The sequence below is a fragment of the Kitasatospora sp. NPDC004531 genome, assembly GCF_053602195.1.
Genome location: NZ_JBSGDD010000001.1, coordinates 84149 through 102362 on the forward strand (window position 1 = coordinate 84149; position 18214 = coordinate 102362).

16 protein-coding genes are annotated in these 18214 nt (G+C 72.6%); 8 read left to right on the top strand and 8 right to left on the bottom strand.

Features of this window, described 5'->3' with window-relative positions:
* Positions 1 to 83: 83 nt before the first annotated feature.
* From ACWEMJ_RS00410 to ACWEMJ_RS00420, 3 genes are all read left to right on the top strand, one after another.
* The gene (locus tag ACWEMJ_RS00410; RefSeq protein ID WP_452134678.1) at positions 84 to 263 is read left to right on the top strand and encodes a hypothetical protein; all 180 of its coding nucleotides are present in this window, start codon (positions 84 to 86) and stop codon (positions 261 to 263) included.
* A gap of 113 nt (positions 264 to 376) precedes the next feature.
* Entirely contained in the window at positions 377 to 1417 is a 1041-nt protein-coding gene (locus ACWEMJ_RS00415; RefSeq protein ID WP_452134679.1) for an enoyl-CoA hydratase/isomerase family protein, read from the top strand.
* A 95-nt stretch (positions 1418 to 1512) separates the two neighbouring features.
* Positions 1513 to 2301, top strand: a complete 789-nt coding sequence (locus ACWEMJ_RS00420; protein WP_452134680.1) for an enoyl-CoA hydratase — start codon at positions 1513 to 1515, stop codon at positions 2299 to 2301.
* A 52-nt stretch (positions 2302 to 2353) separates the two neighbouring features.
* On the opposite strand, the gene ACWEMJ_RS00425 is transcribed toward ACWEMJ_RS00420, so the two are convergent.
* Positions 2354 to 6073, bottom strand: coding sequence for a HEAT repeat domain-containing protein (locus ACWEMJ_RS00425; protein WP_452134842.1), 3720 nt, complete (start codon positions 6071 to 6073; stop codon positions 2354 to 2356).
* 100 nt (positions 6074 to 6173) lie between these two features.
* Between ACWEMJ_RS00425 and ACWEMJ_RS00430 the strand changes: the two genes are divergently transcribed.
* A complete protein-coding gene (locus ACWEMJ_RS00430; RefSeq protein ID WP_452134681.1) occupies positions 6174 to 7316 on the top strand; it encodes a Na/Pi symporter in 1143 nt (380 codons plus the stop codon).
* A gap of 3 nt (positions 7317 to 7319) precedes the next feature.
* Here the strand turns inward: ACWEMJ_RS00430 and ACWEMJ_RS00435 are convergent, their stop codons facing one another.
* Together ACWEMJ_RS00435 and ACWEMJ_RS00440 are read right to left on the bottom strand one after the other, a co-directional pair.
* A complete protein-coding gene (locus ACWEMJ_RS00435; protein ID WP_452134682.1) occupies positions 7320 to 8330 on the bottom strand; it encodes a VanZ family protein in 1011 nt (336 codons plus the stop codon).
* A 47-nt stretch (positions 8331 to 8377) separates the two neighbouring features.
* The gene (locus ACWEMJ_RS00440) at positions 8378 to 10174 is read right to left on the bottom strand and encodes an NAD-binding protein (protein WP_452134683.1); all 1797 of its coding nucleotides are present in this window, start codon (positions 10172 to 10174) and stop codon (positions 8378 to 8380) included.
* A 224-nt stretch (positions 10175 to 10398) separates the two neighbouring features.
* On the opposite strand from ACWEMJ_RS00440, the gene ACWEMJ_RS00445 reads away from it, so the two are divergent.
* Entirely contained in the window at positions 10399 to 10998 is a 600-nt protein-coding gene (locus tag ACWEMJ_RS00445) for an HdeD family acid-resistance protein (protein WP_452134684.1), read from the top strand.
* Between the two features lie 48 nt (positions 10999 to 11046).
* Here ACWEMJ_RS00445 and ACWEMJ_RS00450 read toward each other — a convergent pair whose 3' ends face one another.
* Positions 11047 to 12369 (bottom strand): lipase family protein, encoded by a 1323-nt coding sequence (locus ACWEMJ_RS00450; RefSeq protein ID WP_452134685.1) that lies wholly within the window; start codon positions 12367 to 12369, stop codon positions 11047 to 11049.
* A gap of 151 nt (positions 12370 to 12520) precedes the next feature.
* On the opposite strand from ACWEMJ_RS00450, the gene ACWEMJ_RS00455 reads away from it, so the two are divergent.
* Positions 12521 to 13762 carry a PucR family transcriptional regulator gene (locus ACWEMJ_RS00455; RefSeq protein WP_452134686.1) on the top strand — a complete coding sequence of 414 codons (1242 nt, stop codon included), beginning with the start codon at positions 12521 to 12523 and terminating at the stop codon, positions 13760 to 13762.
* Positions 13763 to 13828: 66 nt separating this feature from the next.
* On the opposite strand, the gene ACWEMJ_RS00460 is transcribed toward ACWEMJ_RS00455, so the two are convergent.
* On the bottom strand, positions 13829 to 14458 hold the full coding sequence (locus tag ACWEMJ_RS00460) for a LysE family translocator (RefSeq protein WP_452134687.1): 630 nt from the start codon (positions 14456 to 14458) through the stop codon (positions 13829 to 13831).
* Between the two features lie 116 nt (positions 14459 to 14574).
* Between ACWEMJ_RS00460 and ACWEMJ_RS00465 the strand changes: the two genes are divergently transcribed.
* Positions 14575 to 15036, top strand: coding sequence for an Lrp/AsnC family transcriptional regulator (locus ACWEMJ_RS00465; RefSeq protein WP_452134688.1), 462 nt, complete (start codon positions 14575 to 14577; stop codon positions 15034 to 15036).
* 4 nt (positions 15037 to 15040) lie between these two features.
* On the opposite strand, the gene ACWEMJ_RS00470 is transcribed toward ACWEMJ_RS00465, so the two are convergent.
* Positions 15041 to 15364, bottom strand: a complete 324-nt coding sequence (locus ACWEMJ_RS00470; RefSeq protein WP_452134689.1) for an antibiotic biosynthesis monooxygenase family protein — start codon at positions 15362 to 15364, stop codon at positions 15041 to 15043.
* A 147-nt stretch (positions 15365 to 15511) separates the two neighbouring features.
* Between ACWEMJ_RS00470 and ACWEMJ_RS00475 the strand changes: the two genes are divergently transcribed.
* A complete protein-coding gene (locus ACWEMJ_RS00475) occupies positions 15512 to 15769 on the top strand; it encodes a Prokaryotic metallothionein (RefSeq protein ID WP_073809193.1) in 258 nt (85 codons plus the stop codon).
* 65 nt (positions 15770 to 15834) lie between these two features.
* Here ACWEMJ_RS00475 and ACWEMJ_RS00480 read toward each other — a convergent pair whose 3' ends face one another.
* Entirely contained in the window at positions 15835 to 17067 is a 1233-nt protein-coding gene (locus ACWEMJ_RS00480; protein ID WP_452134690.1) for a cytochrome P450, read from the bottom strand.
* Positions 17068 to 17133: 66 nt separating this feature from the next.
* Positions 17134 to 18102 (bottom strand): EI24 domain-containing protein, encoded by a 969-nt coding sequence (locus tag ACWEMJ_RS00485; RefSeq protein ID WP_452134691.1) that lies wholly within the window; start codon positions 18100 to 18102, stop codon positions 17134 to 17136.
* Positions 18103 to 18214: the final 112 nt, after the last annotated feature.

Below are 18214 nucleotides of genomic sequence, written 5' to 3' on the forward strand. Positions count from 1 at the left end.
GTTGACGCGACCTCACGCGGCCTGTCCCTACCTGTGACAGCCGCGGCCGTTCGTGGACGACTTGCTGCCCGGAGGACCCGATGATGAAGCTGCGCACCCTGGTCTGCGGAGCCGCGCTCGCCGCCGCCAACCTGCTGATGCCCGCCCCGCAGGCCCAGGCGTTCCCGCTCGCCCCGCACCCCGTGAAGCTGTGCGGCTTCGCCCCGCGCCCGGCCGCCCCCACCGGCCCGGTGCTGCTCGCCACCCCGCTGCACCCCTGCTGACCCGGCGGGCCGCGCTCCGCCGACCCTGCCCGCCCGACCGTTTGGACGGGCCCGGTACCGTGCACGGGAAGATCGTCGTACTTTCCTTCCCCCGGACGGGAGCGGTGACAGTCATGGCCTTGGACACCTCGCAGGACGTGCTGGTCGAGCGGATCGGCCGCACCGGCCGCCTCACCCTCAACCGCCCGCGCGCCCTCAACTCCCTCACCCACGCGATGCTGCGGACCGTCCGCGCCGCACTCGACGCCTGGGCCGAGGACGACCGCGTCACCGCCGTCCTGCTCACCGGCGCGGGCGAACGCGGCCTGTGCGCCGGCGGCGACATCCGCGCCATACACGACGACGCCAAGCTCGGCGGCGCCGGCGACCGGGCGTTCTTCCGCGACGAGTACCGGCTCAACGAGCTGGTCTCCCGCTACCCCAAGCCGTACCTGGCGCTGATGGACGGCATCACCATGGGCGGCGGCGTCGGCCTGTCCGGGCACGCCGCGATCCGCGTCGTCACCGAGCGCTCGGCCGTCGCCATGCCCGAGACCCGCATCGGCCTGGTCCCCGACGTCGGCGGCACCCGGCTGCTCGCCCTCGCCCCCGGCGAACTCGGCACCCACCTCGCCCTCACCGCCACCACCATGACCGCCGGCGACGCCCTGTACTGCGGCTTCGCCGACCAATTCGTGCCCTCCTCGGCGCTGCCCACGCTGCTCGCCGCCGACGACCCGGTCGCCGCCCTGCCCCCGCTCACCGGGCCCGCGCCCGCCTCCGCGCTCGCCGAGCGGCGCGAGTGGATCGACCACTGCTACGCAGCCGACACCGTCGAGGAGATCGTCGAACGCCTGCACGCCGCCGGCCTGCCCGAGGCCAAGGAGGCCGCCGAGCAGCTGCTCGCCCACTCCCCCACCATGCTCAAGGTCACCCTCGCCGCGCTGCGCCGGGCCCGCGCCCTGCCCTCGCTGGCCGCCACCCTCGACCAGGAGTACCGCGTCTCCTGCGCCGCCCTCACCCACCCCGACCTGGTCGAGGGCATCCGCGCCCAGGTCGTCGACAAGGACCGCACCCCGCGCTGGAACCCCGCCACGCTCGCCGAGGTGGGGCCCGACGACGTCGCCCGGTTCTTCGCCGTCCCCGAGGGCGGCGACCTGCACCTCGCGGGGTGACCATCGTCTCGCCTGGCGAGACTGGCATCCGGAGCGGTGTTCCGAGATCGTATCCACCGTCAGTGTTCCGCTCAGCGTGGAGAGGATTAGCGGCGATGACCGAGAACGCAGCCGAGTACGAGACGATCCTGGTGGACCGCAAGGGCCGGGTCGGCATCATCACCCTCAACCGGCCCAAGGCGCTCAACGCGCTCAACACCCGGCTGATGACCGAGGTGGTCGCGGCCGCCAAGGCCTTCGACCGCGACCCGGAGATCGGCGCCATGGTGATCACCGGCTCCGAGAAGGCCTTCGCGGCGGGCGCCGACATCAAGGAGATGCAGGACAACCGCTTCCCCGACGTCTACCTCGACGACTGGCTCGGCCCCTGGGACGAGCTCGGCCGCCTGCGCAAGCCCGTGGTCGCCGCGGTGGCCGGCTACGCCCTCGGCGGCGGCTGCGAGTTGGCCATGCTCTGCGACATCCTGATCGCCGCCGACACCGCGAAGTTCGGCCAGCCCGAGATCAAGCTCGGCGTCATCCCCGGCATCGGCGGCTCCCAGCGCCTCACCCGCGCCGTCGGCAAGGCCAAGGCCATGGACCTCTGCCTGACCGGCCGCATGATGCCCGCCGAGGAGGCCGAACGGGCCGGCCTGGTCTCCCGCATCGTCCCCGCCGACCAGCTCCTCACCGAGGCCCTCGACGTCGCCGAAACGGTCGCGGCGATGTCCCTCCCCGCCGCCGTCATGATGAAGGAATCCGTCAACCGCGCCTTCGAGACCACCCTCGCCGAGGGCGTCCGCTTCGAACGCCGCCTCTTCCACGCCGCCTTCGCCACGGCCGACCAGAAGGAAGGCATGTCCGCCTTCGCCGAGAAGCGCCCGGCCTCCTTCACCAACAAGTAGCCACAGCGACGGTCCTGCTCTGCCCTCTGGGGGAGCAGGACCGCCAGCAGCCTCATCTCGTGGGCGACTGGTGCCTCAGAAACCTCAGGGCCTCGCCCGCAGTTCGGCGAAGCTCCTGCTCCTCGTGGGCGGCCACGGCCTGAATCCGCAGCACCGTCTCGGGGTGCTCCGGCCACAGCAACGCGAGGAGCTTGACGGCCTGTACTTTGAGCTCCAGCGGCCGATCACCTTCGAGCGTGGCACCGATCACAGACCACGCCACGTCAGGGAATTGTGCCGCCAGCAGCGCAACGGCGTCCTTGCACACCCATAGGTGAATGTCCGATGCAGCGACACCGGCGATGAGCGAGCAGGCATCGCGACCAGGAAAGGTCTGGCCCAGTATCTGCAACGCACCGCGGCAGACCCCCGGTTCGGGATCGGAGACACCCGCCATGGCAATGGCACGGGTCTCCTCATCGGGCCACCGCTGACCCAACCTCCACAGCGCACCGGCGCGAACCTCCATGTCGATGTCGGAGACGCCCGCCGTGACGACAGCACGAGTCTCCTCGTCAGGCCACCGGTCCGCCAAAACCTCCAAGGCACTGATACGGACCATGGGCTCAGGGTCGGAGACGGCGGCCGTCACCACGGCGCGAGCTCTGCCATCCGGCCACCGCTTCCCCAGCACGTCCAGGGCCCCACAACGAACAAACCACTCGGGGTCGGAAACCGCCACCGTCACCGCAGCGCGGGCCTCCTCGTCCGGCCACCTCTCTCCCAGCACATCCAACGCGCCGTCGCGGACATCCATGTCGACATCGGAGACACTCGCCATGACGACCGCGCGGGCTTCGTCATCCGGCCACCGCTCCCCCAGCACGTCCAACGCACTGACGCGGACGACCGGTTCAGGATCGGAGAGAGCCGCCATCACCACAGCACGGGCCTCCTCGTCCGGCCACCGCTCCCCCAACACCCGCAACGCACCGGCGCGGACATCCATGTCGACATCGGAGACACTCGCCATGACGACCCCGCGGGCTTCGTCATCCGGCCACCGCTCCCCCAGCACGTCCAACGCACTGACGCGGACGACCGGTTCAGGATCGGAGAGAGCCGCCATCACAACAGCACGAGCCTCCTCGTCCGGCCACCGCTCCCCCAACACCCGCAAGGCACTGTCGCGAACGTACACATCAGGATCGGAAGCCGCAGAAGTCATCACCGCAGCGCGAGCCTCCGCATCCGACCACCCCTCTGCCAGCACTCGTAACGCCCTGCTACGAACGACCCATTCGGAATCGGAGAGAGCCGCCATCACAACAGCACGAGCCTCCTCGTCCGGCCACCTCTCCCCCAGCACTTCCAAGGCACCTCTGCGAACCTCCCACTCGGGGTCGGAAACGGCCGCCATCACCACCGTGCGGGCCTCCTCCGGCCACCGCTCCGCGAGTACCTCCAACGCAAAAGTACGCATGCTCGCGTTCCACGGAATACTTGCCTGTCGAATGGACTCAGCCTCGTCCCGACTCAGAACCGCTGCCACTCTGCTGGCCGCGTAGGGGTCATGGACGGTCGATTGCGCGTAGTGCCAGCGTAGGAACCGGTCCCGGTCCGGCCAGAAGCGATCAAACGTCGCGAGAGCCGGAAGCACCTCCTCGACGTCCATGACTCCCGAACGGCTGAGTGCACCAACGAGCGCAGAGACAACAGCGCGGCTCTGCCTGGCGACCGACGATGCCGGATCTCCATTCGGGGAGCCGGATCGGTGGTTGGTCTCATCCACTTCGGCCAGCACCCGGACCGCCAACATCAGCATCGGGGCGTTCCGGCGTCCATCACGCTCTCGATGCCGACCGAGCAGAAGAGCGATGAAGGAAGCGACTTGCCGATGGTTGAGTCCACCGACGACCAGGAGCAGGACCTCGTGCCAGGCGGGGTCCTCTGCGCGGCGGCCCAGGAATTCGAGCAGCTCGTCCCGGCTCATCTCCTCCTGGAAGACCCGCTCTCGGAGGTCCTCGGCTGCGAGGTACTCGAGGAACGCCCGGTGGACGAAGCCGTAGACGCCGTCCCCGAAGTGGGCCAGCAGGAAGTTCCGCACGCGTAGCCGCTCGACGATGTGCTGCGCAGCGATGTCGGTGGCGGACCGCAGGAGGCCCGTCGACTGCTGCAGGAAGTCACTGATCAGGCCGGTCAGTTGCGCGTGCTTGAGGTAGGTGCCGCCCGGGTTCTCCGCGCCCTCCTGCATGTGCCGGGCGATGCGTTGCAGAAGCTTTCGGCGGTTGCGGGGCTCCAGCCACTCCAGCGCCTCGACCGCTCCGCTCGATGCCGGGGGGTGCGGCGTGAGGAACTTGGCCCCGCTGTCCCACTGTTCGGTGAGCACGTCCACGGCATGGGCGTAGACCTCGCGTCGCTCCCGGGGGATCGTCCGCCCGAGGCCGACGGAGGCGAGGATGGTCAACAGCAGTGGGTTGCCCGCGAGTTCGGCCACGGCCCGCACCCCGCGCACCGCGCCCGACAGCCGCTGGGTCAGCTGCGCGGACAGCGAGGGCTTCTCGGGGTGCGCGGCGGCGTACCAGCGGTGGATGAACTCTTCCACCTGCGGGCGGGTCAGATCCTGGAGCATCACCTGGGTGAATCCGGCAGCGGCGAAGTCGTTGGCCCGGTAGCCGAACTCCCGCGACGTGACCACCACCCGCGTCTGCGGATGGGCGGCGGCGAAGGCGGTGATCCGCCGGGCGGTCTCGGCCCGCACCTTGGGATCGAAGATCTCGTCGAGGCCGTCGAAGAACACCAACGCCCGCCCGCTGACGAGCAGTTCGTCGAGGAGGGGCCGGGTGAGGCCCATCCGGTCCTCGTCGTTCGCGTGCTCCAGGAAGTCCTCCAGGCTGCGATCCCGCCACCGCTGCTCCGCGAAGTGCCGAAGCTCCACCACCACCGGTGCCAGCCCGGTCAGGGGAGCGAGTTCGGGCGGCACATCGTCGGCCGCGCCGGCCAGCGCGAGCGCCACGTACTTCGACAGCGTCGACTTCCCGGCGCCGGGATCGCCCAGAACCACCAGTCGCCGTCCGGGCTCGCTCGCCAGGATCTCCAGCACGGAGCGGGCAGGCTGGGAGTGGTACGAGGTACGCAACTTGGCGGCCTCGTCCGCGGCCAGCCCGGGCGGCAGTTCACTGTCCGACGCCCGGTCGGCGAAGAGGAGTCGACGCACCTCGCCCGGGACGTGGGACAGGTACCCGCGGCACTGCTGCGGCATGAAGACCTGCCGGATCTCGATCGCCGGCTGTTCACCCGCCCGGCTGGTGTGGCCCAGGACGTCGAGGTTCAGCCGTCGGTGTACCTCGCGGACCCGCTTCAGGTAGGCCTTCACCGCGGCCGAGTGCGGGGCGACCAGGGCTGCTGTCTCCGTGCGGACGGCGCGTTCCGCCCTCGCGTCGTCCAGCAGGCGCCGCCAACGGGCGCCCTGGGCGCGCATCCACCGGTGATCCACCTTGCCCGAGTCGGTCAGGGAGGCGACTCCGGCCCACGAGGACCACACCGCCACCACTGCCAGCAGCACATCCGGTCTGTGCGGAATCCGCGCCCGGGCGGCCCGCTCGTCCGGGGGCAGCCACTCGCTGATCCGCTGGCCGGCGAAGGTGGCCGTATCGGGGAGTCCGGTGGCTCGAACGGCCTTCTGGAGGTCGGTCTGGCTGCATGTGCGGTTCGCGCGCCTCTTGAAGCCCTGCTCGGCCTCGTCCCGCAGCCCCGTCAGCGCCAATCGCAGCGCCAGCTTCTTGGGCCCCATCTCCAACGGTCGTCTCCCCACCCACCGGACCTGTCGTTGATGAGCAGCGTAGAGGTGTCGACGGCGCGCAAAAGCCGGGCAGGGCTTCTAGCCTGGGGGGATGGCGGACGCTCCGCTCCCCGCGTGGGTCAAGGTCCTCGGCTGGTCCGGTGTCGCCGGGCTGATCTACCTGCTGATCTGTGCGGTGAGCGTCATCAGCCACGGCTTCGCGGGGCTGGGCGGCGAGGCGGCGCACACGCTGTTCGCGTTCGCGGCGAATCCGTGGGTCGGGTTGAGCGTCGGGGTGCTGGGGACGGTGCTGATCCAGTCGTCGACCACCACGACGGCGATCGCGGTGACGGCGGTGGGGTCGGGGGCGCTGCCGATCGAGGGCGCGATTCCGATCATTCTGGGCGCGAACGTCGGGACGACGGTGACGACGAGCCTGGTCGCGCTGACCTTCCTCGGCAACCGCACGGAGTTCCGCCGGGCGCTGGGCGCCTCGACCGTCCACGACTTCTACAACTGGCTGGCGCTGCTGATCTTCTTCCCGGTCGAGCTGCTCTGGCACCCGCTGAAGCACCTCAGCGGGGCGCTCACCGACGCGCTGTACGGCACCGACTGGCTGCCGAATCCCGCGCACTTCAACGTCGTGCGGGCGGTCACCAGGCCGGTGGAGCAGGCGGTGATCCACGCGACCTCGCACCTTGCGGGCACCCTCGGGCCGCTGTTCACCATCGTGGTCGGCGCGGGGCTGATCCTGGTCGCGGTGCGCTACCTGGGCAAGCTGCTCAAGCTGCTGATGGTGGGCCGGGCCCGCGACGCGCTGATCCGGGCCGTCGGGCGCAACGAGTACCTGGCGATGGCGTCCGGCATGGGGGTGACGGTCGTGACGCAGTCGTCGACCATCACCACCTCCGTGTTGGTGCCGTTCGCCGGGGCGGGCATCCTGACGCCCGCGCAGATCTATCCGGTGGTGGTCGGCTCGAACCTCGGCACCACGTTCACCGTGGTCTTCGCGGCGTTCGCGGGCGTCGGGCCGGACGCGAAGATCGGCTTGCAGGCGGCGTTCGTGCACCTGATCTACAACGTCTTCTCGATCGTCGCGATCTACGTGATCCCGCTGCTGCGGCCGGTGCCGCTGTACTGCGCCGAGAACCTGGCCCGCCTCGCCGCCGGGCGCCGCTGGGTGCTGGGCGTCTACCTCGGCACCGTCTTCCTCCTGCTGCCCGCGCTGGTCATCGTGCTGGTGGGCGTGGTGTGAGGGTCACTCGCGGGTGAACTCGACCACCCGGTTGTCCCGGTCGACGTCCAGGTGGTACCAGCCGGTGTCGTCCTTCCAGGTGAAGCGCCAGGAGGAGCCGTGCGGGGCGGACTGCGATCGGTCCGTGCCGGGGCGGCCCGGGGCCCACTGGGCGAGGAAGCGGTCCGCCGCCGCCCGGGCCTGCTGCTCGGTGGCCGGGTCCGGGGCGGGGCCGGGCTCGGAGAAGCCCCTCACGTCGAGCAGCCGACCGGACGGCCAGTCCAGGGTGAAGGACAGCTTCTCGCCGGTGACGCTCACCCGCTCGATCCCCGGCCCCGAGACCAGCCACTGCACGGCCGCCACCCGCTCCCCCGGCCCGAAGAGCAACTCCGCGTCGCGGAGCGCCAGTTCACGCTGCTGGGCGGTGGCCGGGGAGGCGCCGCTGGCGACCGTCGGCTCCAGCACCATCGTCTGGACCAGCAGTACCGGCACCCCGAGCGTCACCGCCAGCGCGCCGCCGAACGCCAACTCCCGCCCGCCGGGCCGGATCCGGCGGCGCCGGGCGAGGCGCACCGCGCAGCCCAGCAGCACGCCGGCCAGGCCGCCGATCGCGTTGGCGGCCAGGTCGCCGCTGTCGCAGGCGCGGCCGATCCCGGGGAGCAGGCCCTGCACGGACTCGGTGGCCCCGGTCAGCACGAGGACGCCGATCGCCACCGCCGTGGGCCGGCCGAGGGCGAGGACGCCGAACAGGCCGATCGGGACGAACATCAGCAGGTTGAGCTGCCCCTGGGCGCCCTGCAGGGTGAAGGCGAGGTCGGCGCCCCGGGTGCAGTACGCGTCCCGCGCGCCGGACTGCCCGGTGGGGAACAGGGTGGCGACGAGCTCCCCGGCGAGCGCGGCGCCCAGCAGCACGGTGGGCCAGCGCGGCAGTTCGCGCCGGGCGGCGAGCCACCACCCGGCGGCGCCGAGCAGCAGGGCCACCACCAGGAAGGCCGGTATCAGCCCCCCGTTCCCGTTCAGGATTGCGCCGATCACTGATGCTCCGTCAACTCAGCAGTGGACGAGCCGAATTGGCTCACGAACTACTGGATGATACGGGCCAGCCCGGCCCGGGTCGCCGCGATCACGATACGGTCGCCGGGGACGAGGCGGCGGGAGCGGTCGGCGAAGTTCCACTGGTAGGCGTCGGCGCGGCGGTGCAGGCGGACGGCGACCACCCGGACGCCGCCGGCGGACTCCAGGTCGCCGACGTTGCGGCCCTCCAGCGCGGAGCCCTCCTCGACGGTGAGTTCGGCGACCAGCAGGACGTGCCGGAACACCGAGAGGGTGCCGAGCACCTCGCGGCCCATCAGCGCGGCGGCGAACGCGGGCGCGGCCAGGTAGGAGACCGAGCGGGAGGCGACGTTGCCGAGGGTGGCGTACACGTGGTGGGCGAAGTCGTCGTCGAACAGCCGGACCACGATGCGGACTTCGGGCCGGACGGCGCGGGCTTCGAGGGCGGCTTCGAGGTTGGCGGCGTCGTCGGAGGTGACGGCGGCGACGGCCCGGGCGTGCTTGACGCGGGCCTGCTTGAGCTGCGCTTCGAGGGGGCCCTCGCCGATCAGGACGGGGATGCCGAGGGCGCGGGCGGCGGCGATGCCGCGGGCCTGCGGGTCGCGTTCGAGGCAGACCACGGGCAGGCCGGTGGCGTGCACCAGGGTGGCGACGCGGGTGCCGACGTTGCCGAGGCCGACCACGATGACGTGGTCGCGGGTGCGGGCGCCGGGCGGGCGGGGCAGGCCGCGGCGGCCGCTGGCGAGGGCCTCGACGGCGATGGCGGTGACCAGCGGAACGAAGGTGATGCCGCAGAAGGTGATCAGGACCTGGGCGGCGCGCGCCCACGGGTCGCCGAGGGCCTGCTCGCCGGGCAGGTCGGGCTGGGCGGCGCCGGCGGCGTCCAGCAGGGTGGAGTAGAGCGTCCAGCCGAGGCCGGGCGGGTGCTCGGTGCGGAAGTAGAGCACCGCGGCGCCGACCACGATCGCGGCGAAGGCGGTGATCAGGATCATCCGCAGCCGGGTGTTGGTGAAGTACTTGAGGCTGTCCAGCAGCCACCACTTGATCCGCTTGCGCAGCGGCTGGCGCAGCGCGGGTTCGTTGTCGAGCGGTTGCAGGGCGGCGAGTCCGCCGGGTTCGCGGGCGGGGGCGAGGTCGGGGCGGCCGAGTTCGATGGGGCCTTCGCCGCTGCCGAAGCGTTCGGCGATGCGGATGAAGTCGGCGGCGCGGCCGCCGGTGTCGGGCAGCAGGCGCAGCCGGGTGAGGTCCTGGCGGTCGATGCGGTCGGCGACCAGGCAGATCTGGTTGGTGTGGATGTCTTCGTCGTAGGCGACGTAGAGGTGGCGTCCGCCGACCTCGACGGAGTGCGGGCGGCCGAGGGCGCCGTTGGCGAAGGCGGGGGCGGCGGTGGCGGAGGCGGAGAGTGCGGCGCAGTTGGGGAGGAGTTTCTCCAGGTGTTCGCCGAGGCGCTGGTTGAAGATCCGCAGCACGATCCGGACGCCGTGGTTGCGGTTCTCGGCGGCGAGCGCGGCGTGGATGTTCTCCTGGTCGGTGCCGTCCATCAGGGCGATGCCGCGGGCGCGTTCGACGCCGGCCGCGCCGAGGGCTTCGCCGGTGAGGGTGGAGTACTCGAGGACGGCGGCGACGCCGGGGAGGGCGGCGATGGCGGGGCCGTGCTCGCGGGAGCGGTCGGGCACCACGGCGACCACCGGTACTTCGTACTGCTGGGTGAGTTCGAGGATCAGGCGGTGGGCGAGCGAGTTCCCGCCGCAGACGATGTAGTGCCCTTCGATGCTGCCGCCGTCGACCGTTGCGGTCGGTGGGCTCCCCCGCCCCTGATCCGTCATAGCGTCAGATGGTAGACGGCCCGTCAGGACGGGCGGGTGAACAGTCGGTATCGGATCCGGGTGCGGAAGCGGTGGCGGAGGCTCCTGCGGAAGCGGTGGCGGAGGCTCCTGCGGGAGCGGCGGGGGAGGTTCACCCGTTCGGTGGAATCCACCGTGCTCTGCGAGGGGCCGGGCGTCGAGGCTGATGGGTGATCCCTGTCCCGCGACGGCACCTCGGAGGAGCCATGGCAGAGCCTTATCGGACCGACGACCGTCCCGGTGCGATCGGTCCGTTCCAGCAACTGGCGCGGCTGGCCTGGCAGGTGGTGCTGCTGGGCGGTCTGATCTCGTTGGCGCTGGGGGTGGTGGTGCTGGCCTGGCCGAAGCAGACGCTGTGGGTGGTGGGGGTGCTGTTCGGCCTGTACCTGCTGGTGATCGGCATCGTGCAGTTGGTCGCGGCGTTCGGCACGCACGTCTCGACGGCGCTGCGGGTGCTGGCGTTCGTCAGCGGCGCGATCTGTGTGCTGCTGGGTCTGCTGTGCTTCCGCTCGGCGGCGCAGTCGATCCTGCTGCTGGCGCTGTGGATCGGCATCGGCTGGCTGTTCCGCGGGATCACGCATCTGGCGGCGGTGGTGTCCGACCCGATGATGCCGGCCCGGGGCTGGCAGGGGTTCATCGCGGTGCTGAACCTGCTGGCGGGCATCCTGCTGATGGTGTGGCCGGCCCATTCGATCACCGCGCTGGCGATCCTGGCGGGCTGCGGGCTGGTGGTGCTCGGGCTGACCGAGGTGGTGGCGGCGCTGCGCATCCGCAGCGGCGCGAAGCTGTACCCGCGCGAACTCTGAGGCCGAGCGGGCCCGCCCGGCTCCGGGCGGGCCCGAGGCGCCCTCCGGCTACTGGGCGGGGGCGGGCTGTTCGGGGGCCAGTGAGTTGCCGGCCGGGATGCGGCCGCAGTCGCTGGGGGCGGCCTTCCCGGCGAACCGGTCGTTCAGGTAGGCCACGGCGGTGGGCGCCCACGGGACGGCCGCGCCGAGGTGGCTGAGCAGGTCGTACTGCTGGTAGGCGATCCGCCCGTTGCCGGTGGCGCAGTACTGCCGGGCCAGGGCGCGGACGTCGCCGGCCACCATCACGCCGTCGCCGGTGCCGATGCCCGGCAGGTTGCCGAAGGTGCCTTCCAGGACGCCGGCGTTGCCCTGCGCAAGGTAGCCGGGGACGGTGGGGGTGGGGGCCGAGCCGAGGTTGACGCGGTTGACGGCGGTCAGGAACGCGGGGACGGAGTTCGGGTCGGCGTACTGCGGCTTGGCGAGCTTCTTCCAGGTCAGGCCGGGGTACTGGCCGAGCGCGTTGACGATGGACGCGTCCTGCAGCTTCGCGTACACCTGCTTGCCGTAGTCGCTGAGGTACGGCGTCAGGTCGAGGTCGTAGGCGCGGGCGACGCCGACGACGGCCATCGGGACGACGCCGGCCCAGACCGTGCTGCCGTCCACGTACTTGAGGTTGTGCGCGGGGTCGACCAGCAGGCCGCCCTCGGCGAAGCCGACCAGGCGGCGGTTGACGTCGGGGGCGTAGCCGGGGGCGAGGGCGGCGGCCCAGTTGGTGGCGATCGCGCCGCCGGAGTAGCCGAGCAGGCCGAACCGGGTGTCGGCGTTCATGCCGGTCGCCGGGGAGGCGGAGACGGCGCGGATCGAGTCGAGGGTGTTGGTGCCGTACTCGGGCCCGGCGGCGAAGTCGGCGCGCTGCCCCTCGGTGTCGGGGATCACCACGTCGTAGCCCTGGAGGACGAACGGCACCACGAACAGCGCCTCCGCGTTGGGGATCGCCCCGCCCAGCGTGAGGCCGCCGGCGATCGCCCGGGACGGGGAGTCCGCCGGGTTCAGCGAGTCGTAGAACGACTGGTACGACACCGCCCTGGACCCGTCGCTGCCCAGCCCGCGCACCACGGTGGTCACCCCGGCGGACGGGCGGCCCTGCGCGTCGGTGGTGCGGAACAGCAGCTGCACGGCCGGCACCGGGGTCGGGATGCCCAGCAGGTGGTACGACAGGGTGCGGGTCTTGAGGACGGTGCCGGGGGCGAACGAGGACAGCGGGGTGCTGCCGTCGTAGCTGTAGAAGGCGTCGGGCGACGCGGCGGCGGAGGCGGTGACCGCGGGGGCCGCAGTGGCGACGACGGCCGCGGCGAGCGCGGCGGCGAGGGTCCGGGCGACGGCTCGGTACATGGCTCTCCCGTTTCTGGCGTGGGGGACGGGGCGCACAGGGGTGGTGGGATCCCGCGAGTTACCTACGGGTAGGTAACCTGCGGAAAACCATCATGGACGCGTCGCCCCGCCACGTCGCCGGGCCGCTGCACAGAGATTCGCGAGGTGGATTGTGACCGCACCCAACGACCAACCCACCTCCCCCGCACCGGAGTTCGGCGGCACCCCGGTCCATCTGCGGCTGCTCGCCCTGGCCCCCGGGCTGGCCGCCGACGTGATGGCCCGGCTGCTCGACCAGCTCCCCGCCTACCACGCGCTGCCGCCCGAGCAGCTGCGCGCCGAGATCACCCGGCAGGTGGAGCGCGGCATCCGGGCGTTCGTCGAGGTGCTGCGCGGCGGACAGCCGCCCGGCGAGGACGAGCTCGCCCGCATCCGCGAGTCGTCCGCGCGCCGGGCCGACGAGGGCGTCCCGCTGGAGTCCGTGGTCGGCGCGTACCACCTCGGCGCGCAGCTCTGCGCCGCCCGGCTGCTCGCCGAGGCCGACCCCGACGACCTGCCCGACGTCGCCACCGCCCAGGACCGGCTGCTCGGCTGGCTGCGCGCCGTCAGCTGCGCGGTCGCCGCCGGCTACGTGCAGGAACGGCAGGCCGCGCTCGGCGACGAGCACGTGGCCCGGCAGGCCCTGCTCTCCCGCCTGCTGGAGGGCGGCGACCCGCGCGCGGCCGCCGACCGGGCCGGCATCCGCCTCCCGGCCCACTACCTCGTCCTCTCCCTCGCCGTCGGCCCGCACCCCGACGAGTCCCGCCCCGGCGTCAACCGGGCGGTCGCCGCCCGCCGCAAACTCCGCCGCCTGCGCGCCGAGTTGGAGCGCCGCCAGGTGGACGGCGCCCCGCTCTGCGCCCTCGCGGCGGACGGCGGGACGGTGCTCCTCCCCGCCGCCGGCCCGCTCGACCGGGACGCGCTGACCGCACTCGTCGACCGCCTCGCCCGCGCCTGCGGCGCGCCGCTGACCGCCGGGGCGGCCACCGCCGTGCCCGCCGCGGTGGCCGACGCCGCCCGGCTCGCCGACGAGATCCGCCGCCTCGCCGCCGCCACCGGACGCGGCCCCGGCCCGCACCTGCTCGACGACGTCCTGCTCGCCTACCAGCTCAGCCGTCCCGGCCCCGCCCGCGACGCCCTCGCCGCGAAACTCGCCCCGCTCGCCGACCGCCCCGAACTGCTCGACACCCTCCGCGCCTTCCTCACCCACCACCTCGACCGCCGCCGCACCGCCGCCCACCTGCTCGTCCACCCGAACACCGTCGACTACCGCCTGCGCCGCACCGCCGCCCTCACCGGCCTGAACCCCACCCGCACCCCCGACCTGCTCACCCTGCACGCCGCCCTGACCGCCCACGACACCGCCACCCCGTGACCGGCCGCACCGCAGGTGCTGCGCACAGGAGTTGACGGCCCGCCGCCCCCGCCGACCGGCTGCCCGTCAGGCCGCCGCCGTCACGCCCGCGACCGCCAGCAGCAGGACGGCGGAGACCGCGGAGAGCCGGCGGGCGGCCGTCGGGGTGCCGCCGAGGCGGCCGGCCAGGCGGGCGGCGGTGAGCGCCACGGCGGTGTAGACGGCCGCGCAGCACAGGACGTTGACGGCGCCGAGCGCGGCGACCTGCGCGCCGACGGGCAGCGCGGCGCCGGGGGTGACGAACTGCGGGACGAGCGAGAGGTAGAGCAACAGGCCCTTGGGGTTGAGCAGCGCGGTGAGCAGCGACTGCCGCAGCACGACGGAGGTGGGCTGGGGCCGGGCGGCGGCGAGGGCGGCGCTGCGGCCGGTGCGGCGCAGGCCGATCAGCATGGTGACGGCGAGGAACGCCAGGTAGCCCGCGCCGGCCAGACGGAGCGCGGGGAGCAGCGCGGGCACCGCGCGGAGCGCGGCGGCGAGGCCGGCGGCGGAGAGCAGGGTGTGGACGGCGTACCCGGCGCAGACTCCGGCGACGGCGGTGAGGGCGGCGGCGCGGCCCTGGCCGAGGCCGCGGGCGGCGATGTAGAGCCAGTCCGGTCCGGGGGTGCAGACCAGGAGCAGGTCCACTCCGAGGAAGAGCAGCAGGGTGTGCGGGTCCATGGGTGGGCCTTCGTTTCGCAGCGGTCCGGGGTCGTCCAGGACGCTATCCGGGGGCGGCGAGCAGCCGATGTCCCGTTTTCGCTGGTCAGGTCGCTCGTGGGGCAGAATGTTGCGCCATGGACCGCCTCGACCGCAGAATCCTCCACGAGCTCCAGCAGGAAGGCCGGCTGACCAATGCCGAACTCGCCGACCGGGTGGGGCTGACGCCGTCGCCGTGTCTGCGCCGGGTGCGGCAGTTGGAGCAGCAGGGCGTGATCCGCGGGTACCGGGCGCAGTTGGATCCGGTGGCGGTTGGGCGCGGGTTCCAGCCGTTCGTGACAGTGGTGATGCGGCACGAGGACCGCACGACGGTGGCCGAGTTCGAGCGTCGGGTGGCGGAGCTGCCGGAGGTGGTGGAGGCGCACCGGCTGTTCGGCGACCCGGACTACCTGCTGCGGGTGGCGGTCGCGGACCTGGCGGCGTACGAGCGGTTCGTCACGGATGTGCTGTCGGGGCTGCCGGGCATCGCGCAGGTGCACTCGCACCTGACGATGAAGCAGGTGAAGGCGGACGGCGGGATTCCGGTGCAGCGGGGCTGAGCGGTCAGTCGCCGGGGAGGGCGTCGAGGCGGCGCAGCGAGTGGTAGTGGGCGACGGTCGGCGGGTGTTCGAGTTCGTGGAGCTCGCCCTCGGCCCACACGGGGCGGATCTTCCACATCGGGCCGGCGTAGGCGCGCAGGGCTTCCTCGTCCCGCCACCGGGTGATCATCTGGACGCGGTGGTCGTCGTCGGCGAGGGCGCGCAGCAGTTCGCCGCCGAGGAAGCCGTCCCAGCGGTCGAACTCCGGCAGGACGGTCGAGGCGAGTCGGGCGCAGAACTCCTCGACCCGCAGGGGGGAGACGTGCGCCTCCCAGATTCGGATGATCATCTCGGCCTCCTCGGCTGAACCCGGGCCCGCCCGACCATTATCGATCCGTCGCGCCCGGGCGGTAGCCGTTCGGACCGCCGCCGATTGCCGCCGGTGCGCGCCGGGCCAAGACTCGGCGGTGGACCCGTACGGCGAGAGGAGCCCGACATGGCGGTCTGCGTGGTGTGCCAGAACGACTACTGGCTGTCCTTCGAGATCAAGACGATCACCGGTGACACCTACGTCTTCGACAGTTTCGAGTGCGCGATGGAGAAGCTGGCCCCGCGCTGCGAGCAGTGCTCGGTGCGGATCGTCGGCCACGGCGTGGAGGTCGCGGGGCGGTTCTTCTGCTGCGCCAACTGCGCCCGCGCGAACAGCGTGCTCGGCGCGGAGGTCCGCGACGCGGTGGGCGCCCACCCGGGCTGACCTGCGGCGTTCCACAGGACGGAGGGGCGGTCGCCGGTGTCGGCGCCCGCCCCTCGCGCACGGGGTCAGAAGGTGAAGCGCAGCGTGCGCACCCGGTGGTCGAAGGACGACGGGACGAGTTCCGGCTCGGCGGTGGAGCGGATGGCGGGCAGCCGGGTGAACAGTTCGCGCAGCACCGTGCGCATCTCCTGGCGGGCCAGGTGCGCGCCGAGGCAGAAGTGCGGGCCGCCGCCGCCGAAGCCGAGGTGCGGGTTGGGCGAGCGGGTGATGTCGAAGGCGTCGGCGCGGTCGAAGACGGCTTCGTCGCGGTTGGCGGAGCCGTAGAACAGCACCACCTTGTCGCCGGCGGCGAGCCGGATCCCGGACAGTTTGTGGTCGACGGCGACGGTGCGCCGGAACTGCACGATCGGCGTCGAGTGGCGGACGATCTCCTCGACCGCGCCGCCCAGGTGCGCGTCCAGGTCGCCGAGCAGCAGTTCGCGCTGCTCGGGGTGGACGGTCAGCAGGTGCAGGCCGTGGGCGAGCGCGTTGCGGGTGGTCTCGACGCCGGCGACCAGCAGCAGCGAGAAGAACGCGCCGAGCTCGCGGGAGCCGAGGCGGCGGCCGTCCACGTCGGCGGTGACCAGGGCGGAGATCAGGTCGCCGGTGGGGCGGCGGCGGCGTTCGCGGCCGAGCGCGGCCACCGTCAGGTGCATCGCGGCCAGCGCGTGCAGCCCCCGGCCGGGGACCCGCAGGCCGCGCCGGGTGACGCCGGCCGCCGCCGCGGCCCGGTTGATCCGGGCCAGGATGGCGCGGCGCTGCTCCTCGGGGATGCCCATCATCGAGCAGATCACCTGGTACGGGAGCTCCCCGGCGACGGCGGCGACGAAGTCGGTGGGGCGTTCGCGCTCCAGCCGGTCGACCAGGCGGGCGGCGGTACGGGCGATGTCCTGCTCGGCCTCGGCGAGCAGGCGCGGGGTGAACGCCCGGCCGACCACCCGGCGCAGGTCGGCGTGCTGCGGGTCGTCGAGGTTGACCATCGAGTCGCCGAACACCGCCCGCACCCAGCGGGCGGGTTCCGGCGAGGTCACTCCCGGCCCCGAGAGGTACACCTCGGGCGACCGGCTGGCGGTCATCACGTCGGCGTGCCGCACCAGCGCCCAGCAGCGCCGCCCCGTCGCCCGGTCGGTGAAGGCCACCGGTCCCGGGCGCTCCCGCAGGCGGGCGAACGCCTCGGCGCGCAACTTCTCGGGGAGCCGCCAGAACGCGGGGTCGCCGAGGTCAATGCCGCGCGGGGCGGCGTCCACGGATACGGGCATGGGGACGTTATCGCGCAGTCGGTGACGCTACGTCAAATCGCCGTAGCGGTCGGTGAGCGCGGTCCGTCAGCCCTGCCGGGGGTCCGACGGGTACGGCTGCTGGTACGGGTTCTGCGGGTACGGCTGCTGGTAGGGGTTCTGCGGGTAGGGCTGCTGCTGGTACGGGTGCTGCTGATAGGGGTACCCGGGGTGTCCGCCGTCCGGGTCAGCGCCGTATCCGCCGGGGTTGCCGTAGCCCTCGGAGCCCTCGGCGTGGTCGGCCCCGTCGGCGTCGTCGGACGGGCCGTCGGCGGGCTCCTCGTGCGGGGCGAGCTCGCGGGCCAGCAGGGTCGCGCCGGCCACCGCGCCGGGCATGGCCAGCACGGTCAGCACCGGGATCAGGAACAGCAGCACCAGTCCGGTGCCGAAGCCGACCGCCAGCGAGGTCCGCGAGCGCAGCAGGCGCAGCCGCTCCTTCTGGTTCAGGCCGCGCTTCTGCAGGGGCGTGCCGGTCAGTTCGACGGTCAGGAAGAAGCCGGAGACGCAGACGGCGACCACCGGGACGACGGTCTGGCCGACCACCGGGATGAAACCGCACAGGAACAGCACGATGCCGAGGCCCGCGGCGCGCAGCAGCACCGCCAGGCTGTCCTTGAGGCCGATCCACAGCTCGCGCCACAGCGGCAGGTCGGGGCCCTGGGGGCCGCCGCCCTCGGTCTCCTCGACCTTGTCGGACAGCGACTCGTAGAAGGGCTCGCCGATCAGCAGAGTCACGGCGGTGAAGGTGAGCATGGCGAGCATCCCGCCGATGCCGACCGCCGCCGCACCGACCGCCACCCGGACGGCTCCGCGCCACAGGTCCGACCAGTCGTCGGCGAAGGGTGTCGCCCAGGCGGCGAGGTCACCCGCGTAGACGATCAGCACGGCCAGTGCGGCCAGGTATCCGACCAGGGTGATCAGGGCAGGGATCATGCCGAAGCCCCACCAGCGGCCGTGCCGCGCCACCCACCGTTGTCCGTTGAACAGGAATCGCAGTCCCGCCCCGAAATCTCGCATCCCCGCACCTTAAAGGAACCGTCAAAGCCATGGGCCACCCGGCCCGTTCCGGCCCCGACCGAGGCGCGGCCGGCAAGGCGATGGTCAGGGCCCCCACAGCACCGGCACGAAG